This is a genomic window from Dialister sp. UBA1703, from assembly GCA_002320515.1.
Classification (GTDB): Bacteria; Bacillota; Negativicutes; order Veillonellales; family Dialisteraceae; genus Dialister.
The window spans coordinates 1-13777 of the sequence record DCJJ01000141.1; the positions used below are offsets into that span (position 1 = coordinate 1).

Here is a 13777-nt window from a genome sequence, read left to right on the forward strand (position 1 = left end):
TAAGCCTCCTTAAATAGCTCGCTATTTGCGTCGACTTATTCCTTGCATTGAAAAAAAATGCAAGAATGAAATCCGATAACGATTGAATCAGCGCTTCCTTAGAAAAGGATGCTCCATATGTCCCGTTCCCACTAAAAAAGACGCCGGAAAGGCGTCCTTTGACGGTCCGACGGGCGCAGCGCAGTCCCTCTTTTCCCCATGTCCCTTCTTTCGTAGCATAGCTGCCACGGATTGGATTTCTTCTACCCCTTTCTTTCCATGCCCGCTCAGGAAATCCTGTAAAATCCCGATTCTTTCTCCGCCGCTGCCGTCTTCACTGATCTCTGGAAGTCTGTTTTGTCCTTTTCCTCCGCCCTCTTTGTATCGGCCGGCTTCTTCTCCTTTCTTCCGATTTCCTCATCGGTATAGGAAATAGGAAGCCGCTGTGCTTCCCCGGCAACGCAGGTAAAATAATGTTCGCTCCAGTCTCCCAGTCCTATGAGCAGCAGAACAAGGAGCAGTATGATTTTCGTTTTCATGTCATCTTCCTCTCCTTTCAGATGTCTTGTCATAAGGCTTTATGAAACAGGGAAGCCCAAAGGCAGCAGGCCGCCATCGGTGCCCCTACCCGCCCTATCATGATGGAAAGCTGCCGTCATGGATTACCTGTCTGACAGCGCTTCCTTACAGAAACGGAGAAATGCCTTCACCGCCGGCGTGCGGGGTACATTCCTCTTCCAGGCAATGGCAGTCTGGATACGGCGCTCCGGAGTTAAAGGAATAAACTTCAGTTTCTTCTCGTCGTACATAGGCACCGCGCCTTCGGAAGACAGGGCACAGAAGCCTGATGCTTCCACGAAGAGTCCCGCATTGCCGCCCAGATTCTCTGTCATCGGGACGGTCATACTCTGGAACTCCTCCCCCAGCCAGCTGATGATTTCCTTTTTCAGCTTTTTTCTGCTGGGAAGAATCAGTGCACGCCCGTGAAGATCAGAAGGCTTGATATGGTCTTTGGATGCGAGCACATCATCTGTCCGCAGGTAGACTCCCCACCGGGCATCCGGCCCCAGCGATATATAATCAAAGGCTTCTGTATCAAAAGGGCAGACCAGGATGGCCGCATCAATCAGGCCATGATTCATCCGTTCATCAATTTCATCGGTAGTCCCGGTGAAATAGTTGAACCGGACAAAGGGATGCTGTTTTTGAAATGCAAAAATGAGAGAGGCAAAACGCTCCGTCACCATCAGCTCTCCGCCGCCCACCATGATGCAGCCTCTCAGCTTTTTTTCGCTGGAAGAAAGTTCTTCCTCTGTCTTTTCCATGAGTTCCATCATTTCCTCCGCCCTTCTCCGAAGAAGATGACCCTCCTCTGTCAGAACGAGCCGGCGGTTTCCCCTTTCAAAAAGGTGAACGCCCGTCTCTTCTTCCAGTTCTGCGATCTGCCTTGACAGGGTGGGCTGGGTGATGTGGAGACTTTGGGCGGCTTTGGTCATACTTCCCAGCCGGGCTGTCATCAGGAAATATTTCAATACACGAAATTCCATTTTCTATATCTCTCCTTTTATGATGTACCCAGAGCCGGTCTGCCGTTTCTCCATGCTTCATTAATCACGGCCGCCATGTCCTGCTTGGCCCGCCAGTCGCCATGCAGGCCGTCTAATGCCAGGGACGGGGGCATCACCTCCATTCCCTCAAAGGGGGCTGCCGTATCAATATGCTTCCTGGTTCTGATAAAATCATTCACCCTGCGGAAGGAGGCCTGCCAGTCTTCTGCCGTAGGTTCCTGAAAGGCTCTGGCAATGGAGGCGGGATTGATGGGAGGCAGTGTGAGAAATACAGGAGTTATGCCGTGGGCATAGCTCATCATTTCCAGCGTTTCCAGGTCATGAATCACCTCTTCCGCCGGAACACCGGCGCGAAGGCTGTTGGTTCCTCCCATGATGAGCACCGTGCGCAGATGAAAGGGAACTACATCCTTTTCAAACCGTTCCACCATCATGGCACTGGTGTCGCCGCTTTGAGACAGATTCACCACAGGAAAAGACAGATAGGATTCATAGCTGTAGGCCCTGTCCGCCGGACTGAAGGACAGGTGGCCTCCGCCATGGCTGATACTGTCGCCGAAGACTCCCACTGTCCAGCCATGTACATCCAGTGTCCTCTTCTGGGGAAGGCTCCAGATACCTACCGGATGGCCTTCCCGGTCCAGTCCCCGTACCCTCCAGTAATACGTTCCCTTCCTGGGTGCCGGGTCATAGAGATCAGTAAGCGTAGTGACCCCTGCATAGACACGATACCGGGAAGGGGCATATCCATCTTCATTTTCCGGATACCGGCTGGTCACTTCCACTTCGTAGGAGTCCGCTCCGGGAATGCCGATGTAGGAATATACGGGATACAGAAGGGCTCCTCCCTTCTCCCCCTCATCATAGGGGCGGGGAAGCGGCGCATAGCGATGGATGGGGACCAGGGAACCTTCCAGCCGGCGAGGCGCTGAAAAAGGCCCTGCCGGCTTCCCGTCCAAATCAAAGGGCCTCACTCTCCAGTACAGATGATCCTTTGTCTCTGCCTCCAAGGGAAGCGCCGAAGAAGAAATCATAATGCCCGGCACATACACCTTCGGCACATAGTACACCGCCTTTCCGGAAGGCTGCTCCTCATCCCAGGCCCCCTCTTCTTCTGCAATTTCCAGCTCATAACCGACGGCATCGACATTTTCATCCCAGGAAAGAAAATACATATCCCCTTCCTGCATTCCGGAATTTTCTTCCTGATGACACACCGATGCATGGAGCTCCCGGGAATGTCCATAGTAGAAAGGAACTTTCTCTGCATTCATAACCAGTGGAAGAGCCGCCAGCAGCAGTCCGGCAATCAAACAAATTCTTATCTTCTTCATGGCAGATTCCTCCTTTGTCTCTCTCTTCCTATGCCATCCAGATGGGGCCGATTCGTCCCTCTCATCCTTTCTGCCCATATTCTAATATAGAGAAATTTAAATATCCAATAGTTATAAGCAATGCTCTCCTATGCCTTGTAAGCATGGGAAACTCCCCGGCTTCCCGTTTCGGATAAGGTTATCCTGTTAGCAGTCCTTTTGCCCTTAGCCTGAAAGCCCGACGGTCTTTGCCACAGGGCTTAGCCTCTCCATAAAATATTTCCCACCACCCCTTCCCCCTTGTGCTATAATATGAAAAGCGACTATGGAACGGCTTTTTTAATTTCATTTTTTTATATATGTAATGCTTTTCAGCAGCTTAACAATTGAATAGGAGGATTTTAATCTTGGCAAAAGCTAGATTACAAATTATTCCCCTGGGAGGACTGGGGGAAATCGGGAAGAACATGACTGTTTTCCGTTACGGCGACGAAATTATCGTAATTGATGCAGGCATGGCCTTTCCGGAAGAAGATATGCTGGGGATTGATATTGTCATCCCCGATTTCAGTTATTTAATCGAGAACAGGGATAAGATCAAAGCCATTCTGATTACCCATGGTCACGAAGATCACATTGGCTCCCTTTCTTATCTGCTGCGGGACGTTTCCGCGCCGGTCTATGCCACCCGCCTGACCTGCGGCCTCATCGAAGGCAAGCTCAAGGAAGCCCATATTTCCAATTATGATTTACACGTAGTCAAATCAGGAGATGAATTCAAAGCCGGTTCATTTAAATTCGGATTCTTCCATGTCTGCCATTCCATTCCTGATTCCTGCGGCATTTATCTTCGTACCCCCATCGGCACCATCGTCCACACCGGCGATTTCAAATTCGATCACTCCCCGGTGGACGGCGAACAGACCGATATGTACAAGCTGGCCGAACTGGGCCACCGGGGCGTGCTGGTACTCTGCGCCGACTCCACCAATGCCCAGAACCCCGGCTACACCCCGTCGGAAGCGGTGGTTACCCGCTCCCTTATGGAAGCCTACGGCGAAGCAAGGGGCCGTATCATTCTGGCCACCTTTGCCTCCAACGTGTCCCGTATCCAGATGGCTGTGGACGCCGCCGTCCATTACAAGCGCAAGGTCTGCGTCTTCGGCCGCTCCATGGTGAATGTAGTGAATATCGCTCTGGAAATGGGCTATCTCACAGCGCCGGAAGGTACCTTCATCGAGCCGGAAGAAATCAACCGGTACCGGGATGACCGTCTCTGCATTCTCACCACCGGCAGCCAGGGCGAACCCATGGCAGGGCTGTCCCGCATGGCTGACGGCAGCCACCGCCAGGTCACCATCCATGCCGGCGATACGGTCATTATTTCCGCCTCCCCTATCCCCGGCAACGAAACAAGCGTAGGCCGCACCATCGACAGCCTGATGAAACTGGGCGCCCACGTAGTGACCAGCTCCACCACCCGGGTGCACGTATCCGGCCACGGCTCCCAGGAAGACCTGAAAACCATGCTCTCCCTAGTTCACCCGAAATTCTTCATCCCCGTCCACGGCGAATACCGCATGCTCTGCAGCCATGCAGAACTGGCTGAAAGCCTGGGCGTGAAGAAACAGAACATCCTCATCGGTGAAAACGGCTCCGTCTTCGAATTCACCAACCGCAGCGCCAAAATCAACGACAAAGTACAGGCAGGCCCTGTCTTCGTTGACGGCCTGGGCGTAGGGGATGTAGGAAATATCGTCATCCGCGACCGCCAGCAGCTGGCCCAGGACGGCGTAGTCATCGTAGTCATCGCCCTGGAAAAAGGAAGCAACCAGGTTCTGGCAGGCCCGGACATCGTTTCCCGCGGCTTCGTCTATGTAAGAGACAGCGAAGCCCTCCTCACCGAAGCCCGGGACCGCATCGAATCCGTACTGGATCGCTGCGAAGCAGGCAACGTGACCGAATGGAATGCCATCAAAACCCAGATCCGCGATACCCTGGGCAAATATTTCTACGACCGCACCAAACGGCGCCCCATGATTCTTCCCATTATCCAGGAAGTGAAATAATCATCACCAATCCCCGCCCTGCCATGGGCGGGGATTTTTGTTGAAAATCGGTTTCCTGTCGGTATGCTCCGCAATGGTGCCATGCCGCCCCGTCATTTCGAGCGGAACGAAGCGGAGTCGAGAAATCTCCCGCCGAATAGTTTCCTATTGAGATGAGCTGCAATAGTGCCATGCCGAATAGGAAACCTTTTCCCACCAAGGAGCCCATTATGACCATTTTCCCTACCTTTTTCAGAGCCTTTGCCTGTAAGGCGGACAAATGCCGCCACACCTGCTGCCAGAAATGGGAAATCGATATTGATGAAGACACTGCCCGCAAATACAGACGTACCCCCGGTCCTCTGGGCGATGAACTCCGTGCATGGATGACCACCGGCGACGAAGGCAGCGCCTGCTTCCGGCTGAACCATCAGGGATACTGCCATTTTCTGAATGAAAAAGGGCTCTGCCGGCTCATTCTGGAAATGGGACCTTCCAGCCTCTGCCAAATCTGCCGGGACCATCCCCGGTTCTACAAGTTTACCTATGACAGCCAAAGGGAGGAAGACGTGACCCTTGCCGGCACAGGGCTGGCCTGCGAAGAAACGGTGGAACAGCTTCTGGCGGAAGAGGGAGAAATGGTTTTTGCGGTGAAGGGAGAAAAAGGACTTCTTTCCTTTGAAGACCTGCTGAGCCGACTCTCCCTCTCCCTGCCCCGCTTCCTTCTCCATTTCCATCCCTCTTTCCAAAAAGACCAGGTGCACCAGGTGCTGCAGCTTTTGGAAGAGACAAATCCCATTGACAGGGCGTGGACCGAGTCCCTTTCCTTCATGGAAGACCATGAAGAAGAACTCAGCCGGAAAGCAGAACGCCTCGCAGAAAACCTGCCGCCCCATTTCCTTACCAATCTGTACCGGTACATTTTCTACCGCCAGCTGGATGAGTGCGAAGCCTACGACATAGAAGATGCTGCCCGCTACAGCAGTGAAAGCATGACTTTCATCCTGCTGGAATATGGAAGGACAGGAAACCTCATCCGCTCCGTCACCCGATGGTCTGAACAGGTGGAATACGATACGGAAAATGTGTATATCCTCCTGGACCGTATTTCCGAGATGGACACACCTGCGGAGTGAGGGTTCATAAGGTTCAGAAGGTTCAAAAGGTTCAGAGGGTGGTGGTGGCGGCTTCGCCGCAGATTTTAAAAAAAGGGGCGCGGCTGGCGCCGCGGGTTGTGTAGAAGGGTTATGTTCGCTTCGCTCAGGAGGCGACGGCCCTTCGGGCCGAGGGTGATGGTGGCGCCCTTCGGTGCACAGCGAACACATTTTGCACTATGCGAACTGGATTTGTAAGGGAGCATCAGCGACCTGAAAATCCAGTGAGTCAGTGACAGCAGTCGATGAAGGAGCGCTAGCGACGCACAAAATGTAGTGAGTCGTTTCCCCTTTAGGGGACGCAAATTATAAAAAAGCCGCCCCCATTCCCGTCATTTCGACCGGAGCGAAGCGGAGTGGAGAAATCTCACGCCCCAAATGACAGAAAAGCCGGCCCACGCCCTCCGTCATTTCGACCGAAGCGGAGCGGAGTGGAGAAATCTCCCCTCCTCTGATGGTACGGGCGGCATTACGGCAGGAGATCTCTCGACTCAGAGTATCATCGGAGCGGTTTGCATCTACCCCCATACCGGTACATCCCCCCCGCTCGAGATGACGATGCTGGCGGGCGCCATTGGACACACCTGTGGCGTGAGGGTTCATAGGGCTCAAAAGGGAAGGTTCTTAAGATTGACCGGCCCTAAGGCCGGAGGGTTCTTAAGTTTGACGGGCCTTTGGCCCGAGGGTTGTGGTGGCGGCTGACGCCGCAATTTTTAAAGGGAGCGCGGCTGGCGCCGCGGGTTGTGTAGAAGGGTTGTGTCCCCACAGGATAGAAAAAAAAGACTGTGAAAAATGATTTACATGTTTCACAGTCTTTTTTGCTGCCTTTTTCAGGTCAAGCGGATTCTTTTATTCTCCCATTTCCTGGAGTACATGGGCGCAGCGGGCGCAGACATGGGGATGAGCGGCATCGCTTCCCACATCGGGGGTCCGTTTCCAGCAGCGTTCGCATTTTTCCAGGGTGCATACGGCTACGGAGCACTTCACGGTGCCTTCTTCATTGGAAGATGCGCCTTCCGGTGCTTTTTCGGTGCCTTCTTCAATCTTTGCCTGGGATACGAGGCAGAAGTCGGCCAGTTCTTTTTCCATGTCCTTCAGCACCTGGAATTCATCGCCGTCGGCGTAGACGGTGACTTCAGCGTCCAGCGGATGGCCGATGGTCTTGGCCTGTCTGGCTTCTTCCAGCGCTTTGGTGACTACGCTTCTGACAGCCAGCCGTTTCTTCCACTTTTCGTCCAGTGCTTCATCCAGATATTTCTCATTGGCCTTCGGCATGTCGGCCATATGGACGGACCATTCTCTTTCTTCCTTATTCGGGAGAGCCTGCCATACTTCTTCGGAGGTGAAGCAGAGAACCGGTGCCACCAAACGTACCAGGGTGGTAAGGATTTCATACATGGCGGTCTGGGCGCTTCTTCTCAGTTTGCCGTCCGCCTTTTCGGTGTAGAGGCGGTCCTTCAGAATATCCAGGTAAATGGAGGACAGGTCTACGGTGCAGAAGTTGTGCACTGCATGGTACATCACATGGAACTGGTAGTCGTCATAGGCTTTGAGAACTGTTTCCCTCACTTGTTCCAGGCGGAGCAGTGCCCAGCGGTCCAGTTCTTCCATATCTTCATAGGCTACGCTGTCTTTCTTGGGATCGAAGTCATAGAGGTTGCCCAGGAGGTAGCGGAAGGTATTTCTGATTTTCCGGTATACGTCGCTCATGGCCTTGATGATCTTGTCGGAGAGGCGTACATCACCCTGGTAGTCCACAGAAGAAATCCAGAGGCGCATCACGTCGGCACCGTACTTGTTAATCACATCCTGAGGAGCCACTACGTTGCCTACGGATTTACTCATCTTGCGGCCTTCGCCGTCCATGGTGAAGCCGTGGGTGAGGACTGCCTTGTAGGGGGCATAGCCGTTGACGGCAACGGAGCAGAGGAGGGAGGAATGGAACCAGCCGCGGTGCTGGTCGGAGCCTTCCAGATAAAGGTCGCAGGGATATTTCACGCCTTCCCATTCCTTGTGGGGATAGCGGAGGACGCCGTTCCAGGTGGAGCCGGAGTCAAACCATACGTCCATAATATCCTTTTCCTTGTGGAAATGGGTGCCGCCGCAGTGGGGGCATTTGAAACCTTCCGGCAGCAGTTCTTCTGTGCTGTGGGCCCACCATGCATCGGTGCCTTCTTTTTCCACGATTTCTTCCACTTTCTTCATGGTTTCCGGTGTGATCACCCATTTGCCGCAGTCATCGCAGTAGAAAGCAGGAATCGGCACGCCCCAGGAACGCTGACGGGAAATGCACCAGTCCTGACGGTCGCGAATCATGTTGTACAGACGGTCATGGCCCCAGGAAGGAATGAAACGGGTATCATCTACGGCTTTCAGTGCTTTGTCTCTGAAATCATTGATAGATGCAAACCACTGTTCCGTAGCTCTGTAGATAATGGGGTTCTTGCAGCGCCAGCAGTGTGCATACTGATGGTGAATGGATTTCTTGCCCAGCAGCATGCCTGCATGAGCGAGAGCGGAAATGACAGGGCCTTCTGCTTCCCAGATGGTCTTGCCTTCCAGGCCCAGACCAGCTTCAGCGGTCATATGGCCCTTTTCATCCACCGGGCAGATGATGGGCAGATCCAGCTTGCCCTTATTTCTGTAGTCCTGGCACACTTCAAAGTCGTCCACGCCATGTCCCGGAGCGGTATGAACGCAGCCGGTGCCGGCATCCAGGGTGACATGGTTGCCTTCCAGCACATAAGCCAGACGGTCCAGCAGGGGATGATGGAAAGTAGCCAGTTCCCATTCAGCGCCGGTCATTTCACGGCCCACAAATTCATAATCTTCTACTTTGCATTCTTCCAGCGCCTTCGGTGCCAGTTCCTTGTTCATGAGGTAGTATTCATCAGCTGCCTTGTTGTGTACCCATACATAGGTGAACTTCGGGTTCACGCAGATGGCTTCATTGGCAGGAATGGTCCAGGGTGTGGTGGTCCAGATGACGGCAAAGAGCTTGTCCTTCGGCACGCCTTCAGGAGCAAGGCCCTTCAGGTCCACTGCCGGGAATTTGACATAAATGGAAGGAGACTTTCTGTCTTTGTATTCGATTTCTGCTTCTGCCAGAGCGGTTTCGCAGTGGGGGCACCAGTATACAGCCTTCTTGCCTTTGTAAATGTAGCCCTTGTTGGCCATTTCGCCGAAAACTTCCAGTTCCTTGGCTTCCAGATGGGGATCAAAGGTGACATAGGGGTGAGCGAAACCGCCGACCACGCCCATGCGGATGAAATCGGCTTTCTGGATTTCAATCCATTTCTTCGCGTAGGCCAGGCACTTTCTCCGAAGTTCCAGGGGAGTCATATTGGCCCGGTCTTCGCCGGAATCCTTCAGTACCGCATATTCGATAGGAAGGCCATGGGTATCCCAGCCGGGGATATAGTTGGCTTCATAGCCTGCCATATGCTTGTAACGGACAATGATATCCTTCAGGGTCTTATTCAGCGCATGGCCGATATGAATTTTGCCGTTGGCATAGGGAGGTCCGTCGTGGAGGACGAAAGTGGGCGCGCCGTCCTTTCTTCTCTTTTCCAGTCTGGCATGATACAGATCATGTTCCTTCCAGAATTCTACGAAGCCCGGTTCCTTCTTCGGAAGATTTCCACGCATAGGGAAATCTGTTTCCGGCAGATGTAAAGTCTTGCTGTAATCCATTGATAATTCCTCCTAAGGAAATCAGAGATTTCCAAAATAAAAAATTCCCGCCCGCAAGGGGCGAGAATCAATTTCCCGTGGTACCACCCTCATGACCTTCCGGCCACTTGGTACAGTTAACGATGTCCCGTCAGGGCTTTTCTTCCCTGAAGCTCCGAAGTGATCCTCCCGCACACTGAACGCTTCCTCTCACCAAACGGAAGCTCTCTTTGGAATCAGCCCATGCGAAACGTCTTCATCTACGCCTGTCAGTATTTTTATATTGTACTTTTTAAAACGCTGTAAGTCAAGGGGATTCGAAAAAAGACGCGCCTTTGGCGCGAGGGTTCAGAGGGTTCAGAAGGTTCAGAGGGTTCAGAACCAGCACCCATAGTGTCCCCCGCTCCACTTCGCGACCTCCCCCCAATAGCAAAACCCCTGTGAATCCATTTCACAGGGGCCTTTTATGTACCGCCGGGGAGACTGCTTAGGAGGCCCAGGAGGGGTTTCCGGAAGTCCTTTTCATCCAGCGGGGAGCTTCTCACCGGGAGGATGGAGTGGATGTCCCAGTGGTATTTCCTATCGTTGCCCAGGGTGCGGAAGCAGCCGATGATGGTGCCGTAGGGGTCTTTTTTCGCCCTTTCGAAGAGGCTGGAGCGGTCGTTGAATTCCATGAACCGTTTCCTGTCGTCGGGGTAAACCATCACGTCTGTATACTGCCTGAGCTGGAATTCCAGATCCTGCTCCCGCTGGAAGAGGTATTTCCGATAGGGGGAGTTCATCACCAGGGGCACTGCCGTATCGCCTGCAAAGTCGATGAGGGTTACCATCTGGTAGAGGTAGAAGAGGTTCCTGGTCACCCAGTCCAGCGCACCCTTGGTATCCAGGGTGTCCAGGCCTTCGTGGATGGTGATGTTGGACAGGTGGATGACCCCCAGATGGTTCAGGCCGTTCCGGGCCATGTACCGGGCTTCCAGTTTCATGTACTGGCCGTTTTCCGTATAGGTCATGGACTTTTCCGCCCGGCTCTGGATGATGTCTTCCATGAAATTGACCACGCCTTTGCTGATGGGCGTAGCGGCACTGTTGATGTAGGTTTCCGACTGTCCCAAGCTTTCTATGCCGATGGAATGAAGGGTCTCCATGTATTCCGGATTGGCGAAGAGGTAATGGAGCCGGTTTCTGGAAAATTCCACCACCGCCATGGGCTTATCAGTGAGGAAATCCACGCTGCCGATGGCTCCGTAGTAGCGGCGGATGGCCGGCGTTTCCACATTCCATCCCCTTTCCCTCCGGGTATGTTTGAACTCCGCAAAGGGCATGGGCCTTCCATAGTAGTAGCCCTGGATGAGTTCGCAGCCGATGGAGCGGACAAACTGCATCTGCTCTTCCGTCTCCACCCCTTCCACCAGGGTGTGCATGCCGATTTCCTTGGCCATGCGGACGATGGCTTTGATAATATCCTTTGACTTTTCCGTAAATTTCGACAGGAAGGCCATGTCGATCTTGATTTCATCGAAGCAGTAGTCCTTCAGCGTATTCAGGGAAGAGTAGCCGCTGCCAAAATCATCCATCCACACCTCATAGCCCGCCCTGCGGAACCGATCGATTTCCCGGCGGATGATGTCCCCTTCATGGACGAAGGCGCTTTCCGTGACCTCCACGTAAAGCATATCCCGGGGGCACCTGGTACCGCTTTCTGATTTCCTCCACATCCGCAAAGATGGAGCCCTGGAAGAAATCCTGGCGGGACAGGTTGAAAGACGTAGGAATCACCGTTTTGCCATGATCCACCTGATCCCTGTAAAGGCGGCACACCTCCTCCAGCACGTAGAGATCCAGTTTCTTAATCTGCCGGCTTTCTTCCAGAATCGGGATGAAAAGACCCGGTGAAATCATGCCGCGGCTTGGATCCACCCACCGGGACAAGGCCTCCACGCTGGCCAGGGTACCGGACACGGTACGGATGACCGGCTGGAAATACACCTGAATCCACCGCTTCTCCAGCGCCTCCCGAAAATGGTCGATATATATCCGCGAAGAATCTTCTTCTCGTTCATATCGCTGCTGTAGAAGCAGATATGCTGATCCGGCAGCTCCCTGATACTGTCGCAGGCCATCTGGGCCATGCCGCAGGCACTTTCCACGGGCACATGAAGATCCTCCACCCGGTAAATGCCGAACTTCACATCCAGATGGCTGGCATCATAGAGCTCGTGAATCCGGCCGGTAATGGAAGGAATCAGCGCCTCCACAGAACGGAGTGACGAGAGCACTACGAAATGGTCATCGGTGAAACGGGACACCAGACTGTTGGGGAAATGCTTCCGAAGCACCTCCGCCATTTTGATAAGGAACTGGTTTCCCCTCTCACTGCCGTTCCGCAGATTATAGAAATTGAAATTGTGGATATTCACATAGAGAAAAGCCAGCGGCGGCGACTTCGGATCCAGGGACGCCATGGCCATGGTCATGGCCGCATGCTGCATGAACCGCGTCTTTCCCGGAAGGCCGGTCAAAGAGTCAATGTCATAAATCTTGTACTTCGTGTCATTGTCCAGGAAGAACACATAAAACACAGCCCCCACGCCGGGTACAAACACCCGGTGTCCGAACTCCTCCACCCGCTGTACAGAGCCGTCCTTCTTCACAATGCGGTAATTCACGAAATCCAGCTTTTCGGGGCTGCCGGCGATCTGGTCCCGGATATCCTTCCCTACCCGGCCCCGGTCCTCCGGATGCACAAGCACGTCAAAAGAACCGCCGGTGGTTTCCAGAAAATCTTCAAAGGAAGAGCAGCCGAAAACACGGATCAGCCAGGGATTGGCATATAAAATTTCCTTCGTCCCATCATCGCGGTAGATGAGAATCCCGCCAGGCAGGTTCTCCGTCAGCCGTGAGAGCAGAGTGCCCGTTACATCTACCCCTGCCAAAATCAATCACCGCTCTTTCGGTATAGGATACTCACTTTCCGGTAAAACTCTGAAATACTCGATAGCCCCCAGGGTTTTGTCCCCGCTGAAGAGAGGCTCCGTGTGCACCAGAACCGGCACCCGCTTCCCTGCCCTGTTCTTCAGAAAAACAGCCTGCTCCCGGGACTGGCCGTCAAAAATCGTAGCCATCATGGGGCAGAAATCATGGCATAGATGAAGCCCCGTGTCGTCGATATGATCCAGACCGCCATTGAAACAATGCTTTCCCAGCATCTCCTCACTGGTGTACCCGGTAATCTGCTCCGCACCGAGACTCCAGAAAACAATCTTCCGCTCCGTATCCAGCACATACATGCCAAAAGGCGCCTCATCCACCATCTTACGGAGCAGATCTCCCATTTTTATATCCATGTCCTTACCCCCCCCGTATATTCGTAAACATCTATCCGTAAATGATACTAAGGTCTATGCTAATATTATAATTCCATCTAATAGAAAAATCTATACAATAACAAAGAGTAATATCCTGCCTGTATGGAATGATAGGCAGGAAGTATGGTACATAAGCCCCTTCGCGGCCCGGAGTGCAGAAGGACGCGCCCCTGGGGCGCAAAGGGTCGCGGCTTCGCCGCAGGCTGTGCAGAAGGGTTGTATAAAAAGGTTCTTAAGATTGACCGGCCCTTTCGGGCCGGAGGGTTCTTAGGTTTGATAGCGGCCTTTGGCCGCTGAGGGTTGTGGATCGCCGCCCTTGGCGGCAATAAAACCTTTTTACCTATCAGTAAAATCATGTGGCACAATGCCCAGCACCCATAGTGCCCCGCTTTAGCGGGGTGGCAAAGAAACTGGAGTTGCACCAGCGAACTGGATTCGTAAGGGAGCGGAAGCGACCTGAGAATCCAGTGAGTCGGTGACAGCAGTGGATGTAGGGGAGCGCGGCGACCCGAAAATCCAGTGACATGCTTCCCTTTGGGTAAAGGTGGTGGCGCCAGCCACCAAAGGGGGAACCGCCGGAACGCCAATCACCACCCTTGACTCTTCATTTTTCCCGCCACAATCTCTTGTTGCTCCTTGAGGGGCCATAGGGTTTACTAGGGAAGCACTGATTAATTC

The 13777-nt window shown here is 53.3% G+C and carries 10 protein-coding genes; 2 read left to right on the forward strand and 8 right to left on the reverse strand.

Going from position 1 to position 13777, the window contains the following annotated elements; all coding sequences use genetic code 11:
* Positions 1-266: 266 nt before the first annotated feature.
* The 3 genes from B2Y11_RS06150 to B2Y11_RS06160 all read right to left on the reverse strand — a co-directional run bounded on the left by B2Y11_RS06150 (position 267) and on the right by B2Y11_RS06160 (position 2881).
* Positions 267-518: a hypothetical protein gene (locus tag B2Y11_RS06150; protein ID WP_291057368.1), complete on the reverse strand. Its 252-nt coding sequence runs from the start codon at positions 516-518 to the stop codon at positions 267-269.
* Positions 519-641: 123 nt separating this feature from the next.
* On the reverse strand, positions 642-1526 hold the full coding sequence (locus tag B2Y11_RS06155; protein ID WP_291057370.1) for a LysR family transcriptional regulator: 885 nt from the start codon (positions 1524-1526) through the stop codon (positions 642-644).
* Positions 1527-1543: 17 nt separating this feature from the next.
* The gene (locus B2Y11_RS06160; protein WP_291057372.1) at positions 1544-2881 is read right to left on the reverse strand and encodes a GDSL-type esterase/lipase family protein; all 1338 of its coding nucleotides are present in this window, start codon (positions 2879-2881) and stop codon (positions 1544-1546) included.
* A 383-nt stretch (positions 2882-3264) separates the two neighbouring features.
* On the opposite strand from B2Y11_RS06160, the gene B2Y11_RS06165 reads away from it, so the two are divergent.
* Together B2Y11_RS06165 and fliB are read left to right on the forward strand one after the other, a co-directional pair.
* The gene (locus tag B2Y11_RS06165) at positions 3265-4929 is read left to right on the forward strand and encodes a ribonuclease J (RefSeq protein ID WP_291057384.1); all 1665 of its coding nucleotides are present in this window, start codon (positions 3265-3267) and stop codon (positions 4927-4929) included.
* Between the two features lie 209 nt (positions 4930-5138).
* Positions 5139-6044, forward strand: a complete 906-nt coding sequence (gene fliB, locus B2Y11_RS06170; protein WP_291057374.1) for a flagellin lysine-N-methylase — start codon at positions 5139-5141, stop codon at positions 6042-6044.
* An 867-nt stretch (positions 6045-6911) separates the two neighbouring features.
* Here the strand turns inward: fliB and ileS are convergent.
* The 5 genes from ileS to B2Y11_RS06195 all read right to left on the reverse strand — a co-directional run bounded on the left by ileS (position 6912) and on the right by B2Y11_RS06195 (position 13078).
* A complete protein-coding gene (ileS, locus tag B2Y11_RS06175) occupies positions 6912-9755 on the reverse strand; it encodes an isoleucine--tRNA ligase (RefSeq protein WP_291057376.1) in 2844 nt (947 codons plus the stop codon).
* 443 nt (positions 9756-10198) lie between these two features.
* Positions 10199-11407 (reverse strand): EAL domain-containing protein, encoded by a 1209-nt coding sequence (locus B2Y11_RS06180; RefSeq protein WP_291057378.1) that lies wholly within the window; start codon positions 11405-11407, stop codon positions 10199-10201.
* On the reverse strand, positions 11367-11720 hold the full coding sequence (locus tag B2Y11_RS06185; RefSeq protein ID WP_349676019.1) for an EAL domain-containing protein: 354 nt from the start codon (positions 11718-11720) through the stop codon (positions 11367-11369). Before B2Y11_RS06185 ends, B2Y11_RS06180 begins: the two co-directional genes overlap by 41 nt.
* Complete coding sequence (locus B2Y11_RS06190; RefSeq protein WP_291057380.1) at positions 11630-12667, reverse strand: diguanylate cyclase domain-containing protein; 1038 nt, start codon at positions 12665-12667, stop codon at positions 11630-11632. Before B2Y11_RS06190 ends, B2Y11_RS06185 begins: the two co-directional genes overlap by 91 nt.
* A gap of 6 nt (positions 12668-12673) precedes the next feature.
* Positions 12674-13078 carry a PAS domain S-box protein gene (locus B2Y11_RS06195; protein WP_291057382.1) on the reverse strand — a complete coding sequence of 135 codons (405 nt, stop codon included), beginning with the start codon at positions 13076-13078 and terminating at the stop codon, positions 12674-12676.
* Positions 13079-13777 lie beyond the last annotated feature (699 nt).

Excerpts from the sequence above, each read along its gene's own strand:
- B2Y11_RS06150 (WP_291057368.1), bottom strand. The coding sequence starts at position 518 with ATGAAAACGAAAATCATACTGCTCCTTGTTCTGCTGCTCATAGGACTG.
- B2Y11_RS06155 (WP_291057370.1), bottom strand. The coding sequence starts at position 1,526 with ATGGAATTTCGTGTATTGAAATATTTCCTGATGACAGCCCGGCTGGGA.
- B2Y11_RS06160 (WP_291057372.1), bottom strand. The coding sequence starts at position 2,881 with ATGAAGAAGATAAGAATTTGTTTGATTGCCGGACTGCTGCTGGCGGCT.
- fliB (WP_291057374.1), top strand. The coding sequence starts at position 5,139 with ATGACCATTTTCCCTACCTTTTTCAGAGCCTTTGCCTGTAAGGCGGAC.
- ileS (WP_291057376.1), bottom strand. The coding sequence starts at position 9,755 with ATGGATTACAGCAAGACTTTACATCTGCCGGAAACAGATTTCCCTATG.
- B2Y11_RS06180 (WP_291057378.1), bottom strand. The coding sequence starts at position 11,407 with ATGCTTTACGTGGAGGTCACGGAAAGCGCCTTCGTCCATGAAGGGGAC.
- B2Y11_RS06195 (WP_291057382.1), bottom strand. The coding sequence starts at position 13,078 with ATGGATATAAAAATGGGAGATCTGCTCCGTAAGATGGTGGATGAGGCG.